This window comes from Serratia sp. 2880STDY5682894, from assembly GCF_001537385.1.
GTDB classification, from domain to species: Bacteria; Pseudomonadota; Gammaproteobacteria; order Enterobacterales; family Enterobacteriaceae; genus Serratia; species Serratia nevei.
Genome location: NZ_FCJA01000001.1, coordinates 863,013 through 885,268 on the forward strand (window position 1 = coordinate 863,013; position 22,256 = coordinate 885,268).

Genomic DNA, 22,256 nt, shown 5'->3' on the forward strand with positions numbered 1-22,256 from the left:
AGTTGATATCTAAGAAGTGTGTCCTGTCCAGTCGCCCCCAAAAGCAGCGGACAAACCTCATTGATCTTTGGCTAATTAGACGGCCCGCAGAAGTGGGCGGTTGCACAGTATCGCTTATCTCTCGGTCTAAATGTGGATATGTAAAATAAAAAACACTTATAAATCAATCAAAAACCAATAAAAAAAGGAGGCTTTCGCCTCCCTTGGTAACTCCCCTGCCTGAATCAATGATTACGGATGTATTCGTCCATATCGGTTTTCAGGTTGTCGGACTTGGTGCCGAAGATGGCCTGCACGCCGGAGCCAGCGACGACTACGCCGGCTGCGCCCAGTTTCTTCAGGCCCGCCTGGTCAACTTTGGACACGTCGGCCACGCTGACGCGCAGACGGGTGATGCAAGCATCCAGGTTAGTGATGTTTTCTTTACCGCCGAAGGCCTGAACCAGCGCCGCGGACATTTCGGAACCGCCCTGCGCAGTCTGCTCGGCAGCGGTGTCTTCACGGCCCGGGGTTTTCAGATCCAGCTTGGCGATCAGCACGCGGAAGATAGTGTAGTACACCAGACCGTAGATGATGCCGACGATCGGGAACAGCCAGATTTTGCTGCTGTTGCCGCTCAGTACGATAAAGTCGATCAGGCCGTGCGAGAAGCTGGTGCCGTCACGCATGCCCAACAGGATACAGATTGGGAACGCCAGACCGGCCAGGATAGCGTGGATCACGTACAGGATCGGCGCGACGAACATGAAGGAGAACTCGATCGGCTCGGTGATACCGGTCAGGAACGAGGTCAGCGCGGCAGAGATCATGATGCCGCCGACTTTCGCGCGGTTTTCCGGCTTGGCCGAGTGCCAGATGGCGATGGCCGCAGCAGGCAGACCGTACATTTTGAACAGGAAGCCGCCGGACAGTTTGCCCGCGGTTGGGTCACCCGCCATGTAGCGAGGGATGTCGCCGTGGAATACCTGGCCCGCCGCGTTGGTGAATTCACCAATTTGCATTTGGAACGGTACGTTCCAGATGTGGTGCAGACCGAATGGCACCAGAGCACGCTCAACCACGCCGTAAATGCCGAAGGCCACGACCGGGTTCTGATAAGCCGCCCACTGCGAGAAGGTCTGGATAGCCGTACCGATCGGCGGCCAGATGAAGGACAGCACTACGCCCAGAACGATCGCCGCCAGACCGGAAATGATCGGCACGAAGCGCTTACCGGCAAAGAAGCCCAGGTATTCCGGCAGTTGAATGCGGAAGAAGCGGTTGAACATATAGGCCGCGATGGCACCGGAGATAATCCCCCCGAGCACACCGGTATCCGCCAGGTGTTTGGCCGCAATCTCTTCAGCCGGCAGGTGCAGCACCAGCGGCGCAACCACCGCCATGGTTTTCACCATGATGCCGTAGGCCACCACCGCCGCCAGCGCAGAAACGCCGTCGTTGTTGGTGAAGCCCAGGGCAACGCCGATGGCGAAAATCAGCGGCATGTTGGCGAAGACCGAACCGCCCGCTTCCGCCATCACGTGGGAGACTACCGCAGGTAGCCAGCTAAAGTTGGCGGAGCCGACGCCCAGCAGGATACCTGCGATAGGCAACACGGACACCGGCAGCATGAGCGATTTACCTACTTTTTGCAGGTTTGCAAATGCGTTCTTGAACATAGTTGAGTGTGCTCCTGAGTAATAATGCTTTGCTACTTCTTGTCGCGATAATTCGCGCTGCAAGGGGGGGAGAAAAACCCCTGCAATTCAGGGTGTCTGAGCACCCCTTGAATTTATTACGCAGAGTAAAATAAATAGCCTGCGCAATGTTTGATGACAATCACGTTTCGATGATCGAGCCGCGGTAACTTTGCATAAACCGGCTATTTTTTGGCAAAACGGGCCAAAAAACACGCATCAATCACCCTGAAACGGGAGGGAACCTTACCCGTTTCAGTGATTAATTACGAGCTTAAAAAAAATTACGCAGACAATGACCTACAGCTATAGCCTAGGTCAAAGATCACAGATCGAGGTGAAATAAGCGTGAAAAGTTGGCGGTGGTCGCTTCGGCCAGTTGTTCCAGGCTGACGCCCTTCAATACCGCCATGTATTCAGCCACATCGCGCACATAGGCGGGTTGGTTTTCTTTGCCGCGATGCGGCACCGGCGCCAGATAAGGTGAATCGGTTTCCACCAGAATGCGGTCCAGCGGCACATAGCGGGCCACCTCACGCAGTTGTTCAGCGTTGCGGAAGGTCACGATGCCCGAGAAGGAAATGTAGAAGCCCAGATCCAGCAGCGTTTCGGCCGTGGCCAGATCTTCGGTGAAGCAGTGAAGTACGCCGCCGCAGTCCTGTGCGTTCTCTTCACGCAGGATCGCCAGCGTGTCCGCACGCGCATCGCGGGTGTGGACGATCACCGGTTTGTTCAGATCCCGGCCGATGCGGATATGTTCGCGGAAAGAGTCCTGCTGCAGCTCGAGATTGTCTTTCTGGTAGAAGTAATCGAGCCCGGTTTCCCCCAGCGCTACCACCTGTTCCGCCGCCGCCAGGCGGCGCAGCTCGGCGTAATCATACCCCTCTTCCAGATTGAGCGGATGCACCCCGCAGGAGAAGGCCACGTCGTTGCGCTTGCCGATCAGCTCGGTCATGGAACGGTAGCCCGGCAGCGTGGTGGCGACCGCCAGCACATAGCCGACGTCGCGCGCTTTGGCCTTGGCCAGCGCATCGTCCACATTCTGGTGCAGCGTTTGATAATCCAGACTGTCAAGGTGGCAATGAGAATCGACTAACAACATAATGTTTAACTCTTTTACTTTACAGCGAATGAGGGTGGGAATAGCCGGCGGCGCCGAGCATCTGTTCCCAGCGAAGTAACTGTTCGGTCAGCAGCAGCTCGCGATTGACGCCCACCACGCTGAGCAGCTGATGGCGACAGTTCAGCCACTGCTGCACGATCTGCTGCAGCGAGGCGCTGCTCAGCAGGCTGGCCAGCTGATGCACCAACGGCTGCTGATCCTGATTCAATACATACTGATGCGCGCCCTGCTGCCACTTCATCGCGTCCACCAGCAGCGCGCACAGCCAGTGCAGGCGCTCGGCGACGTCTTCATGGTTCAACACCGGCAGCAGCGACAGCATATCGCGCTGCGGCAGCGCGGCGCTCAACGCGGCGCACAGGGCGCTGCGCTGTTGCCACTGCTGCGGCTGCAACAGCTGTTCGGCGGCCAGCGGCGCGCCGTCGTGCAGGCGCAGCGCCGTGAGGCGGTCCGTCTGAGATCCGGCCGCCTGTCGGCCCAGCCACTGCAGGCTGAGCTGCTCATCCGGGCTCGCCAAATGCCAATACAGGCAACGGCTGCGCAGCGTCGCCATCAGCCGCGACGGCTCACGGCAACCCAGCAGAAAATAGGTTTTCTCCGGCGGCTCTTCCAGCGTTTTAAGCAGCGCGTTGGCCGCCGCCTCGGTCAGCTGTTCCGCCTGCGGCAGCCAAATCACTTTAGCGCCGCCCTGCTGGGCGTGGGCGTACAGCGTTTCAATCACTTGGCGGATCGGCTCGATTCCCAGGCTGCTCTTGCCCTTTTCCGGCGCCAGCACGTGATAATCCGGGTGGTTGCCCGCCAGCATCAGCCGGCAGCTGTGGCACTCGCCGCAGCTTTTTTCACCGTTGCGCTGCTGGCAGATCAACCAGCGGCTCAGGCCGTAGGCCAGCGCGTCGTCACCGTTGCCCGGCGCCGCGTGCAGCAGCAGCGCATGATGGCCGCGGCCGTCGGCGTACTGCCCAACCAGCTGGCGATAAGGGCCGTTCAGCCACGGGTACCAGTTCATTATGCGCCTTCCTGCTGCCGCAGCCAGTGGCCGACGCAGTCGCGGATCGCCGCGGTCACCTGCTCCAGCGGCTGGGCGGCGTCGACGGTGACGATGGTTTTATCCTGCGCCGCCAGCTCGAGATAGCGAGCGCGGGTGCGCTCGAAGAACGGCAGCGCTTCCTGTTCGATGCGATCCAACTGACCGCGCGCCTGTGCGCGTTGCAGGCCGACCAGCGGCGGCAGATCGAGATAGACCGTCAAGTCCGGGCGAAAATCCCCCAGCACAGTGTCGCGCAGCGAGCTCATCAGCTGCGGATCCACGCCGCGGCCGCCACCCTGGTAAGCCTGTGAAGAGAGATCGTGGCGATCGCCCACCACCCAGGCGCCGCGCGCCAGGGCCGGTTTAATCACGGTTTCCACCAGCTGCACACGCGCGGCGTACAGCATCAATACTTCGGCCTTGATGGTCGGCAATTCGCCGTCAATGCCGCGCTTGAACAGATCGCGCAGCTTCTCCGCCAGCGGCGTGCCGCCCGGCTCGCGGGTGAAGACGATGTCGCTGACACCGTGTTCGCGCAGCACATTGACCACCGTATCGCGCGCGGTGGTTTTGCCCGCGCCTTCCAGCCCTTCGATAACAACGAATTTACTTTTCATTCTTTTCCTTTAACGCCTGACGGTACACGCGCACCGCCTGGTTATGGCTCGCCAGATTGGTGGTGAAGGTATGCCCACCCTTGCCGTCGGCGACAAAATAGAGATAAGGCGTTTTGGCCGGATTGGCGGCCGCCTGCAGCGAGGCCTCCCCCGGCATGGCGATCGGCGTTGGCGGCAGGCCGGCGATCACATAGGTGTTGTACGGCGTCGGCGTCTCCAGATCCTTGCGCGTGATGTTGCCATTATAGCTTTCGCCCATGCCGTAGATCACCGTCGGATCGGTCTGCAGGCGCATGCCGATGCGCAAGCGGTTGACGAACACCGACGCGACCTTGCTGCGCTCTTCCGGCACCGCGGTCTCTTTCTCGACGATCGAGGCCATGGTCAGCAGATCTTCCGGCGTTTTATACGGCAGGCTGGTATCGCGGCCGGCCCAGGCGGCCTGCAGCGCTTTGTTCATGCGCACGTGTGCGCGTTTGAGCAGCGCGATGTCGCTCATGCCGGCGGTATACTGATAGGTATCCGGATACAAATGCCCTTCCGGCGTTTCTCCCGCAGGAATGCCGAGCGCTGCGGCAATCTCCGCTTCGCTCTTGCCCGCCAGGGTGTGTTTCAGGTATTTGGACTGCTGCAGCACCTGCTGCCAATCACGCAGGCGTGAGCCTTCGATAAAGCGTGCGGTGAACTGCGCCTCTTTGCCGCTGGCCAACAGTTTCAGCATCTGGCGCACCGTCATGCCCGGCGTGAACCGGTAGGTACCGGCTTTAAACTCCGCCAACTCCGGCTCCAGCTTCAGCAGCCACTGGAACCAGCGCCCGTTGTGCACCAGCTTATCGCGTACCAGTAGCCCTTCCAGCGCTACCCGGCCGGTGCCGGCCGGCAGTTTGAAGATGGTTTCTTGCTGGATAGCCAGCGGCGTATCGGCAAAGCGTTCGATCTTCTGGTAGCCCCAAAACAGCAGCGCCAATACCAGAACAACAATAACAGACAGGACCTTCAGCTTTCTTTTCTTCATCAATCAGCCATGGTTAACAGTGTGGACGCAAAAAATCATACAGCTGGCGCGAAGCATAACGCCATGATTGCGCAGCGTTTACCGGCAGCAGCGGCATCAGCGCATTGCTCACCAGCACTTCGTCGGCATCGGCCAGCGTCTCCAGCGGTTCACTGACGCACTGCAGACGGTATTCCGAACCCGCCAGCAGCGCGATCACCCGCCGCCGCATCAGGCCCGCGACGCCGGCCTGGCTCAGATCCGGGGTAAATACCGCTTTTCCCTTACGCCAGAACAAATTAGCCGCACAGCATTCCACCAGCATACCGGCAGTGTCAAGCACCAGCGCCTCGTCGGCGGCCGTCTGGTCAAGATGCGCGCGGATCAGCACCTGCTCCAGGCGGTTCAAATGCTTCAACCCCGCCAGCAACGGATTGCGCGCCAGCGCCACCGGGCTGAGCGCAAGCGTGATGCCCTGCTCGCGCCACTGCAAATAGTGCGCAGGGTAGCTGCTGCGGGCGACGATACGCGTCGGGTTTTCGCACCCCGTCGGGCTGTAACCCCGCCCGCCGCTGCCGCGCGTCAGTATCGCTTTGACCACGCCGAGCGGAATTGATTCGGCCGCCAGCGCCATCTCCCGCTCGAAAGCCAGCCAATCGGTGGCAGGCAGCATCAGCCGCTGCGCCGCTTGCTGCAGCCGCTCCAGATGCCAGGGCAGCAGCTCGATGTTACCGTCGATAACCCGGGCGGTAGTAAAGCAGCCATCGCCGAACTGCAGGCCACGATCGCTCGGCGCCAGCGCATCGTGGCGTTGTCCGTTAATCCAGTACATGCTTCCTCCTGTTGCCGGGCTATTTCATTACGCTCGCAGGATAGCAGGCGGCGAGACGATACGCAGCCCCGCCGGCGGCCAAACGGCGGGCGTAAAAAAGCCCGGTTAAAAAACCGGGCTTTCGTCAGCTATCCGCAGCGCGAGTTACACTCGGCGGAAGATCAGCGAGCCGTTGGTGCCGCCGAAGCCGAAGGAGTTACACAGGGTGAACTCCATATCGCTGACCTGGCGCGCTTCATGAGGCACGAAGTCCAGATCGCAACCTTCATCCGGGTTATCCAGGTTGATGGTTGGCGGTACCGCCTGATCGCGCAGCGCCAGCACGGTGAAGATAGACTCGATCGCGCCTGCCGCACCCAACAGGTGGCCAGTCATCGATTTGGTCGAACTCACCAGCACGCGGTGGGCATCGGCGCCGAAGACGGATTTCACCGCCTGCGCTTCCGCCTGGTCACCCGCCGGCGTAGAGGTGCCGTGCGCATTGATGTAGCCGATTTGTGACGGGGTCACACCGGCGTCAAGCAGGGCATTTTCCATCGCCAGCGCAGCGCCTGCGCCGGTTTCCGGCGGCGACGTCATGTGATAAGCATCGCTGCTCATCCCAAAGCCCACCACTTCGGCGTAGATTTTCGCGCCGCGTTTTTTCGCGTGCTCGTACTCTTCCAGCACCATCATGCCGGCGCCGTCGCCCAGCACGAAGCCGTCGCGGTCTTTATCCCACGGACGGCTCGCCGCCTGCGGGTTGTCATTACGGGTGGACAGGGCGCGCGCTGCGCCAAAGCCGCCGACGCCCAATGGGGTGCTGGCTTTCTCTGCCCCACCGGCCAGCATCACGTCAGCATCATTGTAAGCAATGATACGCGCCGCATGGCCGATGTTGTGCACACCTGAAGTACAGGCGGTGGCGATGGAAATGCTTGGGCCACGCATGCCGTACATGATTGTCAGGTGGCCTGCAATCATATTCACGATGGTGGATGGCACGAAGAACGGACTGATTTTCCGTGGGCCACCGTTAACCAGTGAACTGTGGTTTTCTTCGATCAAACCCAGGCCGCCGATGCCGGAACCGATCGCGGCTCCAATGCGGGTGGCGTTAGCCTCGGTGATGTCCAGACCTGCATCCTGCATGGCTTGCATGCCGGCAGCGATACCGTACTGGATAAAGGCGTCCATCTTGCGCGCATCTTTGCGAGAGATGAAATCCTCAGAATTAAAATTCTTTACCAGGCCAGCAAACTTGGTCGCATAGGCAGTGGTATCGAAATGGTCGATCAGGCTGATGCCACTCTGACCGGCAAGAAGAGCGTTCCACGTGGACTCTACCGTATTGCCGACAGGAGACAACATGCCCAGTCCGGTCACAACTACTCGACGCTTAGACACGTTTGTCCTCCAGGGAGGGAAAAATATGACACTAGGGATAGAAAAAACTTAGGCGGTCGAACGACCGCCTAGATATGTTCTCTTACTGCTGGCTAGCGTTGATGAAATCAATAGCTGCCTGAACAGTAGTGATCTTCTCAGCTTCTTCGTCTGGAATCTCGGTGTCGAATTCTTCTTCCAGTGCCATTACCAGCTCAACGGTGTCAAGAGAATCAGCGCCCAGATCTTCAACGAAAGAAGCGTTGTTCAAAACTTCTTCCTGTTTAACACCCAGTTGCTCAACAATGATTTTCTTAACGCGTTCTTCGATAGTGCTCATACTCTTAAATTTCCTATCAAAACTCGCTTTCGCGATGGTTTTCGTAGTGTATAAAATGCTGAAAAAGATGCAACTAAATCCCGGCTGGTCAAACCACGATTTTACGCTATTTTGCGGTTTTTGCCTCAAATAACGCAAATGGTTTTCACATTTTTTAAATCATGTACATGCCGCCATTGACATGTAACGTTTCACCGGTGATATAGCCGGCCTCATCAGAGGCCAAAAATGCAACAGCGCTGGCGATTTCTTTAGCATCGCCCAGCCGGTTGGCTGGAACTGATGACAAAATGCCTGCGCGTTGATCATCTGTCAACGCCCGTGTCATGTCCGTCTCAATAAAGCCAGGTGCCACGACGTTGACCGTAATGCCACGCGAAGCAACTTCACGTGCCAAAGATTTGCTAAAACCAATCAAACCGGCTTTAGCCGCCGCGTAGTTCGCCTGCCCTGCGTTCCCCATGGTGCCGACAACGGAACCGATGGTGATGATACGGCCAAACCGCTTTTTCATCATAGCGCGCATTACCGCTTTTGACAGGCGGAATACGGAAGTCAGGTTGGTGTCGAGGATATCCTCCCACTCGTCATCCTTCATACGCATCAGCAGGTTATCACGCGTGATGCCGGCATTATTCACTAAAATGTCGATTTCGCCAAATTCGGCGCGAATCGATGCCAGCACGCTGTCGATAGATTGCGCATCAACAACGTTCAACATAAACCCTTTACCGTTTGCGCCCAGGTAGCTGCTGATCGCTTCAGCGCCGCTCTCGCTGGTTGCGGTGCCGATCACTTTGGCGCCGCGTGCCACAAACGTTTCTGCAATAGCTCGGCCAATACCGCGGCTCGCGCCGGTGACCAGAACGATTTTACCTTCGAAGCTCATCATTTTCCTCTTTATTGTTCAAGCGCCGCCGACAGGCTGGCGGTGTCGTTCACCGCCGCAGCCGTCAGGGTGTCAACAATACGTTTAGTCAGGCCGGTCAGCACTTTGCCCGGCCCCACTTCCAGCAGCGACGTCACTCCCTGTGCTGCGATAAATTCTACGCTCTCGGTCCAACGTACCGGGCTGTACAGCTGACGCACCAGCGCGCTGCGGATCGCTTCCGGATCGTTTTCGGTACGCACGTCGACGTTGTTCACCACCGGCACCTGCGGCGCGTTGAAGGTGATGTCCTGCAGCGCCACGGCCAGCTTGTCGGCGGCCGGCTTCATCAGCGCGCAGTGCGAAGGCACGCTCACCGGCAGCGGCAGCGCACGCTTGGCGCCGGCGGCTTTGCAGGCGGCGCCTGCGCGCTCAACCGCTTCTTTGTTGCCGGCGATGACCACCTGGCCCGGCGAGTTGAAGTTGACCGGAGAAACCACCTGCCCTTGCGCAGACTCTTCACACGCCTTGGCGATCGCGTCGTTGTCCAGACCGATGATGGCGTACATCGCGCCGGTGCCTTCCGGCACCGCTTCCTGCATCAGCTTGCCGCGCAGCTCGACCAGACGGATCGCCGCCTTGAAGTCCAGCACGCCAGCGCAGACCAGCGCCGAGTATTCGCCCAGGCTGTGACCCGCCATCAGCGCAGGCGCTTTACCGCCCTGCTGCTGCCAAACGCGGAAAATCGCCACCGAGGCGGCCAGCAGAGCCGGTTGGGTCTGCCAGGTTTTGTTCAGCTCTTCCGCCGGGCCTTGCTGCACCAGCTGCCACAGGTCGTAACCCAGGGCGGAAGAGGCCTCGCCGAAGGTTTCTTCGACGATCGGGAACTGTGCGGCCAATTCGGCCAGCATGCCAACGGTCTGTGACCCCTGGCCCGGGAAAACAAAAGCAAATTGCGTCATTTTTTCTTCCTGTCCAAATCAGAAACGAACCAGCGCCGAGCCCCAGGTAAAGCCGCCGCCGAAGGCCTCCAGCAGCACCAGTTGGCCACGCTGAATTCGCCCGTCGCGCACGGCTTCGTCCAGCGCGGAAGGCACCGAGGCGGCAGAGGTGTTGCCGTGACGATCGAGCGTCACCACCACTTTGTCCATTCCCATGCCCAATTTTTTCGCCGTTGCGCTGATGATGCGCAGGTTGGCCTGGTGCGGTACCAGCCAATCCAGCTCGCTGCGGTCCATGTTGTTGGCCTGCAACGTCTCATCGACGATGCGCGCCAGCTCGGTAACCGCAACCTTGAAGACTTCGTTGCCCGCCATGGTGACATAGGCCGGCTTGTCTTGATTCTGACGATCCTTGTACGGCAGCGTCAGCAGGTTGCCGTAGCTGCCGTCGGCATGCAGATGGGTAGACAGAATGCCCGGCGCTTCAGAAGCCCCCAGCACCACCGCCCCTGCGCCATCGCCAAACAGAATGATGGTGCCGCGATCTTCAGGATCCAGCGTGCGCGACAAGACGTCCGCGCCGATAACCAGCGCATGTTTGACCGCGCCGTTTTTCACGTACTGATCGGCCACGCTGAGCGCGTAAGTGAAGCCGGCGCAGGCCGCAGCCAGATCGAACGCCGCGCAGTCTTTGATGCCCAGCATTTGCTGCACCAGGCACGCCGCGCTCGGGAACGCGTGAGTGGTCGAGGTGGTCGCCACGACGATCAGCCCAATGTCTTCTTTAGCCACACCTGCCATTTCCAGCGCTTTCTCAGCGGCCTGGAAGCTCATCGTCGCAACGGTTTCATCCGCAGCGGCGATGCGACGTTCGCGGATACCGGTACGCGTGACGATCCACTCGTCAGAGGTATCCACCATTTTTTCCAAATCAGCATTGGTGCGCACTTGTACGGGCAAATAACTCCCCGTACCGAGAATCTTTGTATACATGTACGATCAGTCACTCTTAGGTAATACAGCCTCAAGGCGCGCAGCAATCCTTTCCGGGACTTGCCGCTGCACCGCCTGCACAGCCTGTTCGATTGCGACTGCAAACGCGTGAGGGTTCGCAGCGCCGTGGCTCTTGACTACGGTGCTGCGCAATCCTAACAGACATGCGCCATTATACTGGTCGGGGTTCAGGTGGCCGAACCGCTTAACCACCCGTTTTTGCAACCAACGGCCCAACAATTTCAGCCACCACGCTTGCTTGTTTCCGTCGCCGGACGATTTCAGCAGCGATAAGAACACCCTGACCACCCCTTCCATGGTTTTCAGGGTGACGTTGCCCACGAAGCCATCGCAAACCAACACGTCGGTCTTGCCGGTGAGCAGTTCGTTTCCTTCCAGGTAACCAATATAGTTGATTGCCGGAGTATTTTTTAGCACAGCGGCCGCTTCGCGGATATTATCCAGGCCTTTGGTCTCTTCTTCGCCAATATTCAGCAGCGCCACCCGCGGTTGCGCAATGCCGATCACATCTTCCGCCATCACCGCGCCCATCACGGCAAACTGCACCAGCATGGTGCTGTCGCACTCGACGTTGGCGCCCAGATCCAGCACCACGGTTTTACTGCGTTGCTGATTCGGGATAGCCGTCATCAGCGCCGGGCGTTCGATGCCCTCCAGCGGCTTGACCAACAGCTTCGCCAATCCCATCAGCGCACCGGTATTGCCGGCGCTGACGCAGCCCTGCGCTTTGCCACTGCTGAGCTGCTCGAGCGCAATGCGCATCGACGTGCCGCGGCTGGCGCGTATCGCTTGTGAAGGTTTGGCGTCGCCGGCGATCACGGACTCGGCGGGCACGACTTGCAGACGCTCCAGAAGAACCGGATCGGCGTGGGCAAGCAAAGGGGAGATGACGTCGGGATTGCCGACCAGCAGGAGATGAAGCTGTAAATTAGAGGCCAGTGCCTGCAACGAAGCAGGCACTGTGACGCAGGGACCGAAGTCCCCGCCCATTGCATCTAACGCCAGGGTTAGACGAGTCAAGGTATCGCTACTTAGCCGATAACCTTGCGACCGCGGTAGAAACCGTCGGCAGTGATGTGGTGACGACGGTGAGTTTCACCGGATACTTTGTCTACAGACAGAGTAGTCGTGGTCAGAGCATCGTGAGAACGACGCATGCCACGCTTGGAACGGGTTGGTTTATTCTGTTGTACGGCCATGGACCTTACTCCTCAATTACTTACGCTTTAAACTGGCTAATACGGCAAACGGATTCGGTTTCTCCGCCTCGGGAGGCAGTTGGCCGAATACCATGTCCGCTTCGGACACTTCACAGTGTTCAGATTCATGTACCGGAACGACAGGCAGTGAAAGAATAATTTCGTCTTCAATCATTGCCAACAGATCGACTTCTCCAAACTCGTCAACTTCGATCGGTTCGTACGCTTCCGGTAATGCCTCAGCCTGCTCATCATTGACGACCGGGCTAAAACAATATGTTGTGTGAACCTGATGTTCGAACGGGACTCCACAGCGTTGGCACATCAACGTTACCGTGACGTCCGCATGCCCTGTTATCACCGCGAGGCGCTGATTGTCGATATTGAACGACAACGACACCTCGACATCACTGTCCACACTGACCACGGAGTCGGCAACACGAGTAACCTGCTCAGGCGCATAGACACCAGCATAGTCCAGGCGTTTCTGAGCGGTACGTACCGCATCAATGGTCAAGGGTAATTTTACCTTTTGCATAGGGCGCGCATATTAACTTTGTAACGACATAGAGTCAAAGAAAAAGGCCGTAAAACGGCTCCTTTCACCAATATTCGCTTCCACAGCGGCCGACAGTTTAAAATGCCGTACCCATTTACGCTACGGTTTGCGAAAAAAATTATGCAGAGATTGCTTTTAGCCTCCACCTCCCCCTATCGAAAAATGCTGCTGGAGAAGCTGCAGCTGCCCTTCGACTGCGCTGCACCCGAGGTGGATGAAACCCCACTGCCGGGTGAAAGCGCCGAAGCGCTGGTGCTGCGCCTGGCGGCGGCGAAGGCTCAGGCGCTGGCCCTCGCCTATCCCGAGCATCTGATCATCGGCTCCGATCAGGTCTGCGTGATCGATGGCAACATCACCGGCAAGCCCCATACCGAGGAGAACGCCCGGGCGCAGCTGCGCCAGGCCAGCGGCCAGGCCGTGACTTTTTATACCGGCCTGGCGCTGTACAACGGCCGTAGCAAGCAGCTGCAGGCCCTGTGCGAGCCGTTCCACGTGCATTTTCGCGCGCTGAGCGAAACGGAGATCGCTGCCTATGTTCGCCTGGAGCAACCGCTGAACTGCGCAGGCAGTTTTAAGAGTGAAGGATTGGGGATCGCACTGTTCGACAGGCTGGAAGGCCGGGACCCGAACGCCCTGATCGGCCTGCCGTTGATCGCGCTGTTGGAGATGTTGCGGGCTGAGGGCATCAACCCGCTGGTCTGACGCGGATTACTTGGCCGCCTGCCGGCGCAGCACCTGCAGGCAGTGGCGCAGCTCTTCGTCCATCGGCGCTTCGATGCGCATCGTTTCGCCGGTGGATGGATGCTCAAAGCGCAGCGCCGCGGCATGCAGGAACAGCCGCTTCAGGCCGGTACCCGCCAGCTGGCGATCGAACTCGCGGTCGCCATAGCGATCGTCAAAGGCGATCGGGTGCCCGGCATGCAGCGTGTGCACGCGGATCTGGTGAGTGCGCCCGGTGATCGGGCTGGCCTTCACCAGGGTGGCGAATTCGTAACGCTCTTCCACCTTGAAGCGGGTTTCCGAAGGCTTGCCTTCGCTACTGACGCGCACGATGCGCTCACCGCTTTGCAGAATGTTTTTCAGCAGCGGCGCCTGTACGGCCTTGCAGTGGGACTGCCACTGGCCGCGCACCAGCGCCAGATAATCCTTCTGCATCCCCTTCAGCCGCAGCTGTTCGTGCAGCGAGCGCAGCGCGGAGCGCTTCTTGGCCACCAGCAGCACACCGGAGGTGTCGCGATCCAGACGGTGCACCAGCTCGAGGAAACGGGCTTCCGGGCGCAGCGCGCGCAGCCCTTCGATCACGCCGAAGCTCAGGCCGCTGCCGCCATGCACCGCGGTGCCGGAGGGCTTGTTGAGGATCAGCAGGTGGTCGTCTTCATAAAGGATGCAGTCTGCCAGTGCGGCTACCTTATCCAGCTTGGCCGACACCGGCGTTTCTTCGCGCTCGGCTACCCGCACCGGCGGCACGCGCACCACGTCGCCGGCCGCCAATTTGTATTCGACCTTGATGCGTCCTTTATTGACCCGCACCTCGCCCTTACGCACGATGCGATAAATCATGCTCTTCGGCACGCCTTTCAGGCGAGCGAGCAGAAAGTTGTCGATTCTCTGACCGGCTTCGTCGTCGGAAATCGTGATGAATTGTACTGCTGGATTGTTCGTTTTCATGGTGCGGGATTCTAAATAGAGCGCGTGAATAGCGCCACATCTTTTTCTGTGCTTAACTGTCTCTCTGACGGCGGGCGAAACCCCAGCGGACAATAAGGCAGCAAGCCGATTTGAACGTTTGCGATTTCTTCCGCAGTTAAGGAAAAGTCACCTTGCTATAACGGCATCAGCAGTGGAATAATGCAGTCACTTTCCGCGTTGATTCTCGTTAAACAGGGAAAACGGTGGAATTATAAAATTTGTCTGATCGCGCAAAAACGCAGCAATGGCGTAAGACGTAATGCGAAATCAAACAATTAGCGGGCTGCGGGTTGCAGCTTGGCCGGCAAATGGAATCAGATCTGTCGACGTAAATCAGAGGCTATTCCCCTAGTAAAAGTGCTGTCTTTCACAAAGAAAAGCAGGCTTACCGAGATAATGCGCCCCTATGCAGGCGACAACCGTGAGGTTGACGGCTTTGCGAGAAGACACGGGGCTTTCGGTTTAACTCCGGCCATGAGGTTATTTTGCCCGCAGCTTTGTCGATAATGTAAAAATAACGAGTAAGTTAAGATGAAAAGAATGTTGATTAACGCAACTCAGCAGGAAGAGTTGCGTGTTGCCCTCGTAGATGGACAGCGGCTGTATGATTTGGATATCGAAAGTCCGGGTCATGAGCAGAAAAAAGCGAATATTTACAAAGGCAAAATCACCCGCATTGAACCAAGTCTTGAAGCAGCGTTCGTGGACTACGGCGCAGAACGACATGGTTTCCTCCCCCTTAAAGAAATCGCCCGCGAATACTTCCCTAGCAATTACTCTTCCCATGGCCGCCCGAACATCAAAGATGTGCTGCGCGAAGGCCAGGAAGTCATCGTTCAGGTAGACAAAGAAGAACGTGGCAACAAAGGCGCCGCCTTGACCACCTTCATCAGCCTGGCGGGCAGCTATCTGGTTCTGATGCCGAACAACCCGCGTGCCGGTGGCATTTCCCGCCGCATCGAGGGCGACGATCGCACCGAGCTGAAAGAAGCGCTCTCCTCGTTGCAACTGCCGGACGGCATGGGCCTGATCGTTCGCACCGCGGGCGTAGGCAAATCCGCCGACGCGCTGCAGTGGGATCTCTCCTTCCGTCTCAAGCACTGGGAAGCGATTAAAAAAGCCGCCGAAGGCCGCCCTGCGCCGTTCCTGATCCACCAGGAAAGCAACGTTATCGTGCGCGCCTTCCGCGATTACCTGCGCCCGGACATCGGCGAAATCCTGATCGACAACCCGAAAATTCTCGATCTGGCCAAAGAGCACATCGCTGCGCTGGGCCGCCCGGATTTCAGCAGCAAAATCAAACTGTACAGCGGTGAAATCCCTTTGTTCAGCCACTACCAGATCGAATCGCAGATCGAATCCGCCTTCCAGCGCGAAGTGCGCCTGCCGTCCGGCGGCTCGATCGTCATCGACAGCACCGAAGCGCTGACCGCCATCGACATCAACTCCGCCCGCGCAACCCGCGGCGGCGACATCGAAGAGACGGCGTTCAACACCAACCTGGAAGCGGCGGACGAGATCGCTCGCCAGCTGCGCCTGCGTGACCTTGGCGGCCTGATCGTCATCGACTTCATCGACATGACGCCGGTTCGCCACCAGCGCGAAGTGGAAAACCGCCTGCGCGACGCCGTGCGCCAGGACCGCGCGCGCATCCAGATCGGCCGCATTTCCCGTTTCGGCCTGCTGGAAATGTCCCGTCAGCGCCTCAGCCCGTCGCTGGGCGAGTCCAGCCACCACGTGTGCCCACGCTGTAACGGCACCGGCACCATCCGTGACAACGAATCGCTGGCGCTGTCCATCCTGCGCCTGATCGAAGAAGAAGCGCTGAAGGAAAACACCAAAGAAGTTCACGCTATCGTGCCGGTTCAGGTCGCTTCGTACCTGCTGAACGAAAAGCGCGAATCCGTCAGCGCGATCGAAAAACGCCAGGGCGGCGTGAAAGCCGTCATCGTGCCGAACGATCAGATGCAAACCCCGCACTACTCGGTGCTGCGTGTGCGTAAAGGTGAGGAAACCTCTACTCTGAGCTACCTGCTGCCGAAGCTGCATGAAGAAGACATGGAGCGCCCGCTGGAAGATGCGCCGATGGAACGCAAGCGTCCGGAGCAACCGGCCCTGGCTTCCTTCTCCCTGTCCGCCGATGCGCCGCCGCCGGCTGAAGAAGCTGTCGCCGTGGCCAAGCCTGCCGCTGCCGCCGCCAAGGCTCAAGCCGCAGCGCCGGTCGCCGCCAAGCCGGGCTTCCTGGGCCGCCTGTTCGGGGGGCTGAAGAGCCTGTTCGCCGGTGAAGAACAACCTGCCGTCGAAGAAGCCAAACCGGCCGAAACGCCGAAGGCGGAAGGCAACGGTGAAAACCGTCGTCAGGATCGTCGCGGTCAGCGCCGTCAAGGCACCGGCCGTAAAGAGCGCGGTGAGCGTGGCGATCGTCCGGAACGCGGCGAGCGTAAAGAGCGCGGTGAAGGCCGTGACAATCGCGAGCGCGACAACCGTGAACCGCGTGAGAACCGTGAAGGCCGTGAATCGCGTGAATCCCGCGATGAACAGCGCCGTAACCGCCGCAACCAGCAGCAGAACGCACCGGTCGCTGAGGAAACCGCCTCGGAAGAAAGCGCTAAAGCGCCGCGCGAAGATCAGCAGCAGCGTCGTGAGCAACGTGCTGAACGCCAGCGTCGTCGTCAGGAAGAGAAGCGCCAGGCTCAGCAGGAAGTGAAAGCGCTGGAAAGCGTTGAAGCGGTCGAGAGCACCGACGAAGAGCAGGAAGAACGCCAGCAGCAGAACATGCAGCGCCGTCAGCGCCGCCCTCTGTCGCAGAAAGTGCGCATCCTGTCTGCGGAAGAAGAACTGCAGCGTGCAGCGGAAGAGCTGTTGGCACCGAAAGCGCCGGTCGCGAAAGCCGCCGACGCACAGCCGACCGCCGACGACAGCGTCAAGCTGCTGCCGGAAACCGTTGCCGTTCAGCCGGAAGACGATGCCCAGGGCGAAAACCGCGGCAACGGCGAAGGCATGCCGCGTCGCTCCCGTCGTTCACCGCGTCACCTGCGCGTCAGCGGCCAGCGCCGCCGCCGTTACCGTGATGAGCGTTACCCGCTGCAATCCCCAATGCCGCTGGCGGGCGCGTTCGCTTCGCCGGAAATGGCGTCGGGCAAAGTCTGGGTAAGCTACCCGGTTGCTCAGGTTGAAGAAGCCGAAGTGCAGGCCGAAGTCGTAGAACAGGCAGCGGCACCGGTTGTCGCCGCAGCGGTTGAACAACACAGCGCTGCCGTGGAAGAAACTCAGGCTGCGGCCAGCGTCAACGAGCCGGCTCCAGAAGCCGCCGTTGAAACTGCAGCCGTCACCGTAACGGAAGAAGAAGCTGCAGCCGTGGCGCCGGTCGTTGCCACCCCGGCCGAGGAAACCCCGGCGCCGGTGGAAGCCGCACCGGCACCTGCCGCAGTTGAAGAACCGAAAGCGGAAGAGACTGCCCCGGCAGTGGAAGCCGAGCCGGTAGCTGAAGCCGTAACTGCAGAACCTGTGGTTGAAGCCAAGCTGGTGGAAGAGAAGCCTGTGGTCGAAACTGCACCGGCAGAAGCCACGCCAGCGGAAGAAACGCCAGTGGCAGAAGCCGCACCTGCGCCAGCCGCCGTAGAAGCCGCTCCGGTCGAAAAAGTCCCAGCGCCAATCGCCGCGGAACCTGCGCCTGTGGTTGCTCAGCAGCCGGCACCGGTGAAAGCCGTGCAGGACGTGCTGTACAAACACATCGCCACTGCGCCGATGACCAAAGCGCCTGCGCCGGCCTACGTGCCGGAAGAACGCAAGCACAGCGACTGGCAGCGCCCTTCCTTCAACTTTGAAGGCAAAGGCTCGGCAGGCGGCCATTCGGCGGTGAGCCAGGCGACCGCGCCGGCCACCAAGCCACAGCCGGTTAACGAATGAGTTAATCTGCAACCCTAAAAAAAACCCGCCATCGGCGGGTTTTTTCTTGCCTGTAAAAAGGCTCAGGCTATCTTTTTCAGTTTCTTGATGTCCAAAACGTCCAACTTGCCGTCAAGCCGGCTGACGAACTGCTGAAAATGCGCCGTCTCATTATGCTTATCCAGCGCTTCGCTGCTGGCCCAACGCTCAAAGAACACGAAGACGCCCGGCTTTTCCAGATCGCGATGTAAATCATACTGCAGGTTGCCCAACTCCTGGCGGCTCGGCTCGATAATATCGTGCACCGCTTCGCTGACGGCGGCTTCAAATCCCGCTTTCGCTTGCAGGGTGGCGATAACGCGTACTTCCATTGCTTTCTCCCTTTCCACTTGATGAAGGTCGACGGTATTGGCGTCGGCATCGTTGAAATCTCTGCCACTATGCGCCCGCCGCCCTATTGATTTCAACTTGTCGCCAACAAACAGATGCATCTCAGGCACTTTCCGCTTATCCTTACACCCCGGCGTGAATAAACCCATTATTCGCTTTTCATTAGACGTATTTGACCGCCGGAGCCTAGCTAGATGACCGCACAACCTCAAGTTCTGAAAATCCGCCGCCCAGACGACTGGCATATCCACCTGCGTGATGACGAGATGCTGAAAACGGTGGTGCCCTATACCAGCCAGGTATTTGGCCGGGCGATCGTGATGCCGAACCTGGTTCCCCCCGTAACGACCGTGGCCGCCGCGCGCGCCTACCGCGATCGCATTCTGGCGGCGGTCCCGCAGGGCCACAACTTCACTCCGCTGATGACCTGCTACCTCACCAACTCCCTGGCGGCCAGTGAACTGGTCAACGGCTTCGAGCAAGGGGTGTTTACCGCCGCCAAGCTGTATCCGGCCAACGCTACGACCAACTCCAGCCACGGCGTCAGCGACGTGACCGGCATTTACCCGCTGTTCGAACAGATGCAAAAAATCGGCATGCCGCTGCTGATCCACGGCGAAGTGACCGATCCTGCCGTCGATATTTTCGACCGCGAGGCGCGCTTTATCGAACAGGTCATGGAACCTATCCGCCGCCAGTTCCCAGAGTTGAAGATCGTCTTCGAGCACATCACCACCAAAGAAGCGGCGCAATATGTGCAGGCAGGCAATCGTTTCCTCGGCGCCACCATCACGCCACAGCACCTGATGTTCAACCGCAACCACATGCTGGTGGGCGGCATTCGCCCACACCTGTTCTGCCTGCCGATCCTCAAGCGCAATGTCCACCAGGAAGCGCTGCGTCAGGCGGTCGCCAGCGGTTCGGATCGTTTCTTCCTCGGCACCGACTCCGCGCCGCATCTCAAGCACCGCAAAGAATCCAGCTGTGGCTGCGCCGGCTGCTTCAACGCGCCGAATGCCATCCCGGCTTACGCTGCCGTGTTCGAACAACTCGGCGCGTTGGAGCACTTTGAAGCCTTCTGCTCGCTCAACGGTCCACGCTTCTATGGTCTGCCGCTCAACGAAGACTTCATCGAGCTGCAGCGCGTGCCGACCACCCAACCGGAAGAGATCGCCCTGGGCAATGAATCCGTGATCCCCTTCCTGGCCGGTGAAACCCTGAACTGGTCGCTGAAAGACTGATATTTTTGCTTCGCCCTCTTGCTCCCGCACCCGGTTAACTGTATAAATAAACAGTAAATCGCTTCGGGGGCAATTATGCGTGTTGAAGTCACTATAGATAAAACCCGGCCGCTGCCGGCGGGTGCCATTGAGGCGCTGACCGGCGAACTGGGCAAGCGGGTCAATCGCCAGTTTCCAGACGCCGTCGTGCAAGTACGTTATGCCGGCGCCAACGGCCTCTCCGTGCTGGGAGACGCCAAAACCGACCGGGATCTGATCGAGGAAATCCTTCAGGAAACCTGGGAAAGCGCGGACGAGTGGTTCAGCGCAGAATAACACTGCAATGCTGTTTTTGCCGGGGGTCGCTCTCCGGCTTTTTTGTTTCTGGCGCCCTGCCCATTCATCGCTTACCCTTACTTTGGAACAAAATCCGCCTCAGCGCTGTATTTAACGCAAAGGAGTAAGCATGGCCCCGGACAAGGTGAAATCCGAAGACGCGATGACGTTTGGTGAATTGCTGGCGCTGATTGCCGATCAGAAAAGGCGCCTGAACGTATTGGAAGTGGCTTTCTCTTATCTGGCCTTCAGCCTGGATGACAAAGCCAACCAACTGCTGATCCACAGCCTGAAGCTGGAATCGCACAGCCAAAACCGCGACGCCGAAACGCAGAAACATTTCGCCCATTTGGCCGAAGAGCTGGAAAAATGCCTGCACGGTTCACCGCCGCCAGCCGGCGCGGAATAATGCCCTGCGCTTTATTCATCCAAAAATTCGCATACCGGTTTGTAGAATAATTGTTCAAATAAATATTTATTTTGCAAATTTCGGTGACAACCCCCTCCACCGATGAAAGCGGATGCGTATACTGTAATTGCTCTCATGATGATGAGCCGCATTGATCCTCGTTAGTCACTCACGGTAGTTACTACTCAATAAGGGGTCTTTATGGACAGAAATGATGAAGTAATTCAGACGCACCCGCTTGTCGGTTGGGATATCAGTACTGTCGACGTTTACGACGCCATGATGATACGCCTTCATTACCTGTCTTCACTAGACCAAACGCCAGAAGAAGCCCAAGTAGACAGAACGCTTTGGCTGACCACAGATGTCGCCCGTCAATTAATCAATATCTTAGAGGCCGGCATCGCCAAGATTGAAGCTACGGATTACCAGGATCTTGATCGCAGAAAACATTGATTCATCGTCCCCTAACCCCTGAGGCGCCGCGACCCATTCCCGGCGCCTTTTTCTTTGCCTTTCGCCGTTCAATCAGTGCATTGCGCTCGGCAACCTTTTATCATGGGGCGATAAGAAATCGCTATCAGAGAGGGTGGGGCACGTGGAATATGATTTGATTGTGGTGGGCAGCGGTTCAGTCGGCGCGGCGGCAGGGTATTACGCTACCCGGGCCGGCTTGAAAGTGCTGATGATCGACAGCGCCATTCCCCCGCACCGCAACGGCAGCCATCACGGCGATACCCGCATAATCCGTCACGCTTACGGCGAAGGTGAAAAGTACGTGCCGCTGGTGCTGCGCGCACAGGCGTTGTGGAATGCGCTGATTCAACAATCCGGCGAGGAACTGTTCCAGTCGTGCGGCGTGCTCAATTTGGGGCCGCAGCACTCCGAATTCATTCACAATGCTCAGCAGAGCGCGCAGAAATTCCGCCTGAACGCACAAACCCTCAGTGCCGAACAGATCGCTCAACGCTGGCCGGAATTCCGCGCTCCGGAAGGTTACGTCGGCGTTTTCGAACCGGACGCCGGCTTCCTGCGCTCCGAGCTGGCGGTGGCCAGCCTGATCAAGCTGGCGAAAGAGGCCGGCTGCAGCCAGCTGTTCAACTGCCCGGTCAGCGCGGTGGAGCCTATCGATGGTGGCGTTGCAGTCGTCACCGGCGAAGGGCGTTTCACGGCGCGAAAAGCCGTGGTCACCGCCGGCACCTGGGTGAAAGCGCTGTTGCCGCAGCTGCCGATTGCGCCATTGCGCAAGGTTTTCTCCTGGCATCAGGCGGACGGCCGCTACAGCGTGAACAATCGCTTCCCGGCCTTTACCGTCGAAGCGCAGGACGGCACGCACTATTACGGCTTCCCGGCGGATAACGACGGCCTGAAAGTGGGTAAACACGACGGTGGGCAGCCGATGGACGCCCCCGAGCAGCGCAAACCCTTCGGTAGCTACGCCAGTGACGGCACCGAAGTTTTCTCCTTCCTGCGGCAGTTTTTGCCGGGTGTAGGCGTATGTTTACACGGCGAAGCCTGCAGTTATGACATGAGCCCCGACGAAGACTTTATTATCGATACCCTGCCGGAGTGCGATCGCCTGATGGTCATCAGCGGATTGAGCGGCCACGGCTTCAAGTTCGCCAGCGCGCTGGGTGAGATTGCCGCCCTGTTCGCGCAGGACAAAGCGCCGCCGGTCGACGTCGCCAGCTTTGGTCTGAAACGATTTAGCTAAGCGAAGGATTTCTCTGTCCAGGTTGCCGTCGTGCCCTGGACAGCAAAATTTGGCA

At 58.8% G+C, this 22,256-nt stretch carries 23 protein-coding genes; 7 read left to right on the forward strand and 16 right to left on the reverse strand.

Annotated features, from left to right (window positions below; genetic code table 11):
- Positions 1 to 224: 224 nt before the first annotated feature.
- The 14 genes from ptsG to yceD form a co-directional block, all read right to left on the reverse strand.
- Positions 225 to 1,658 (reverse strand): PTS glucose transporter subunit IIBC, encoded by a 1,434-nt coding sequence (ptsG, locus tag AWX27_RS04110; protein WP_019455831.1) that lies wholly within the window; start codon positions 1,656 to 1,658, stop codon positions 225 to 227.
- A gap of 343 nt (positions 1,659 to 2,001) precedes the next feature.
- Positions 2,002 to 2,778 (reverse strand): metal-dependent hydrolase, encoded by a 777-nt coding sequence (locus tag AWX27_RS04115; RefSeq protein WP_060419534.1) that lies wholly within the window; start codon positions 2,776 to 2,778, stop codon positions 2,002 to 2,004.
- A 19-nt stretch (positions 2,779 to 2,797) separates the two neighbouring features.
- The gene (holB, locus tag AWX27_RS04120) at positions 2,798 to 3,805 is read right to left on the reverse strand and encodes a DNA polymerase III subunit delta' (protein ID WP_060419535.1); all 1,008 of its coding nucleotides are present in this window, start codon (positions 3,803 to 3,805) and stop codon (positions 2,798 to 2,800) included.
- Positions 3,805 to 4,443: a dTMP kinase gene (gene tmk, locus AWX27_RS04125; RefSeq protein WP_033646442.1), complete on the reverse strand. Its 639-nt coding sequence runs from the start codon at positions 4,441 to 4,443 to the stop codon at positions 3,805 to 3,807. Before tmk ends, holB begins: the two co-directional genes overlap by 1 nt.
- The gene (gene mltG, locus AWX27_RS04130; protein WP_049197996.1) at positions 4,433 to 5,458 is read right to left on the reverse strand and encodes an endolytic transglycosylase MltG; all 1,026 of its coding nucleotides are present in this window, start codon (positions 5,456 to 5,458) and stop codon (positions 4,433 to 4,435) included. The genes tmk and mltG overlap by 11 nt, the downstream gene beginning before the upstream one ends.
- A gap of 13 nt (positions 5,459 to 5,471) precedes the next feature.
- The gene (pabC, locus tag AWX27_RS04135; RefSeq protein WP_060419536.1) at positions 5,472 to 6,269 is read right to left on the reverse strand and encodes an aminodeoxychorismate lyase; all 798 of its coding nucleotides are present in this window, start codon (positions 6,267 to 6,269) and stop codon (positions 5,472 to 5,474) included.
- 144 nt (positions 6,270 to 6,413) lie between these two features.
- Positions 6,414 to 7,655 carry a beta-ketoacyl-ACP synthase II gene (gene fabF / locus AWX27_RS04140; RefSeq protein ID WP_060419537.1) on the reverse strand — a complete coding sequence of 414 codons (1,242 nt, stop codon included), beginning with the start codon at positions 7,653 to 7,655 and terminating at the stop codon, positions 6,414 to 6,416.
- 82 nt (positions 7,656 to 7,737) lie between these two features.
- Positions 7,738 to 7,974, reverse strand: a complete 237-nt coding sequence (gene acpP / locus AWX27_RS04145; protein WP_004719003.1) for an acyl carrier protein — start codon at positions 7,972 to 7,974, stop codon at positions 7,738 to 7,740.
- Between the two features lie 154 nt (positions 7,975 to 8,128).
- The gene (gene fabG, locus AWX27_RS04150) at positions 8,129 to 8,863 is read right to left on the reverse strand and encodes a 3-oxoacyl-ACP reductase FabG (RefSeq protein ID WP_016928193.1); all 735 of its coding nucleotides are present in this window, start codon (positions 8,861 to 8,863) and stop codon (positions 8,129 to 8,131) included.
- Between the two features lie 11 nt (positions 8,864 to 8,874).
- Positions 8,875 to 9,804, reverse strand: a complete 930-nt coding sequence (fabD, locus tag AWX27_RS04155) for an ACP S-malonyltransferase (RefSeq protein WP_015377451.1) — start codon at positions 9,802 to 9,804, stop codon at positions 8,875 to 8,877.
- Positions 9,805 to 9,822: 18 nt separating this feature from the next.
- Positions 9,823 to 10,776 (reverse strand): beta-ketoacyl-ACP synthase III, encoded by a 954-nt coding sequence (locus tag AWX27_RS04160; RefSeq protein ID WP_060419538.1) that lies wholly within the window; start codon positions 10,774 to 10,776, stop codon positions 9,823 to 9,825.
- A gap of 6 nt (positions 10,777 to 10,782) precedes the next feature.
- The gene (gene plsX / locus AWX27_RS04165) at positions 10,783 to 11,817 is read right to left on the reverse strand and encodes a phosphate acyltransferase PlsX (RefSeq protein WP_072265400.1); all 1,035 of its coding nucleotides are present in this window, start codon (positions 11,815 to 11,817) and stop codon (positions 10,783 to 10,785) included.
- 11 nt (positions 11,818 to 11,828) lie between these two features.
- A complete protein-coding gene (gene rpmF, locus AWX27_RS24355; RefSeq protein WP_004927778.1) occupies positions 11,829 to 11,996 on the reverse strand; it encodes a 50S ribosomal protein L32 in 168 nt (55 codons plus the stop codon).
- A 16-nt stretch (positions 11,997 to 12,012) separates the two neighbouring features.
- Positions 12,013 to 12,534: a 23S rRNA accumulation protein YceD gene (gene yceD, locus AWX27_RS04170; RefSeq protein ID WP_004927780.1), complete on the reverse strand. Its 522-nt coding sequence runs from the start codon at positions 12,532 to 12,534 to the stop codon at positions 12,013 to 12,015.
- Positions 12,535 to 12,675: 141 nt separating this feature from the next.
- On the opposite strand from yceD, the gene AWX27_RS04175 reads away from it, so the two are divergent.
- Positions 12,676 to 13,257 (forward strand): Maf family protein, encoded by a 582-nt coding sequence (locus tag AWX27_RS04175; protein WP_060419540.1) that lies wholly within the window; start codon positions 12,676 to 12,678, stop codon positions 13,255 to 13,257.
- Between the two features lie 6 nt (positions 13,258 to 13,263).
- On the opposite strand, the gene rluC is transcribed toward AWX27_RS04175, so the two are convergent.
- Positions 13,264 to 14,223 carry a 23S rRNA pseudouridine(955/2504/2580) synthase RluC gene (gene rluC / locus AWX27_RS04180; protein ID WP_038875510.1) on the reverse strand — a complete coding sequence of 320 codons (960 nt, stop codon included), beginning with the start codon at positions 14,221 to 14,223 and terminating at the stop codon, positions 13,264 to 13,266.
- 552 nt (positions 14,224 to 14,775) lie between these two features.
- Here rluC and rne point away from each other — a divergent pair.
- Positions 14,776 to 18,153, forward strand: coding sequence for a ribonuclease E (rne, locus tag AWX27_RS04190; RefSeq protein WP_072265401.1), 3,378 nt, complete (start codon positions 14,776 to 14,778; stop codon positions 18,151 to 18,153).
- A gap of 62 nt (positions 18,154 to 18,215) precedes the next feature.
- Here the strand turns inward: rne and AWX27_RS04195 are convergent, their stop codons facing one another.
- The gene (locus AWX27_RS04195) at positions 18,216 to 18,503 is read right to left on the reverse strand and encodes a putative quinol monooxygenase (RefSeq protein WP_015377446.1); all 288 of its coding nucleotides are present in this window, start codon (positions 18,501 to 18,503) and stop codon (positions 18,216 to 18,218) included.
- 213 nt (positions 18,504 to 18,716) lie between these two features.
- Here AWX27_RS04195 and pyrC point away from each other — a divergent pair, with 213 nt between their 5' ends.
- The 5 genes from pyrC (at position 18,717) to solA (ending at position 22,201) form a co-directional block, all read left to right on the forward strand.
- Positions 18,717 to 19,763, forward strand: a complete 1,047-nt coding sequence (gene pyrC / locus AWX27_RS04200; RefSeq protein ID WP_038875502.1) for a dihydroorotase — start codon at positions 18,717 to 18,719, stop codon at positions 19,761 to 19,763.
- Between the two features lie 75 nt (positions 19,764 to 19,838).
- On the forward strand, positions 19,839 to 20,078 hold the full coding sequence (gene dinI / locus AWX27_RS04205) for a DNA damage-inducible protein I (protein ID WP_060419542.1): 240 nt from the start codon (positions 19,839 to 19,841) through the stop codon (positions 20,076 to 20,078).
- A gap of 130 nt (positions 20,079 to 20,208) precedes the next feature.
- The gene (locus AWX27_RS04210; RefSeq protein ID WP_038875495.1) at positions 20,209 to 20,487 is read left to right on the forward strand and encodes a hypothetical protein; all 279 of its coding nucleotides are present in this window, start codon (positions 20,209 to 20,211) and stop codon (positions 20,485 to 20,487) included.
- A 201-nt stretch (positions 20,488 to 20,688) separates the two neighbouring features.
- Positions 20,689 to 20,943 (forward strand): biofilm formation regulator BssS, encoded by a 255-nt coding sequence (gene bssS, locus AWX27_RS04215; protein ID WP_004927812.1) that lies wholly within the window; start codon positions 20,689 to 20,691, stop codon positions 20,941 to 20,943.
- A gap of 142 nt (positions 20,944 to 21,085) precedes the next feature.
- Positions 21,086 to 22,201 (forward strand): N-methyl-L-tryptophan oxidase, encoded by a 1,116-nt coding sequence (solA, locus tag AWX27_RS04220; RefSeq protein ID WP_060419544.1) that lies wholly within the window; start codon positions 21,086 to 21,088, stop codon positions 22,199 to 22,201.
- The last annotated feature ends 55 nt before the right edge of the window (positions 22,202 to 22,256 follow it).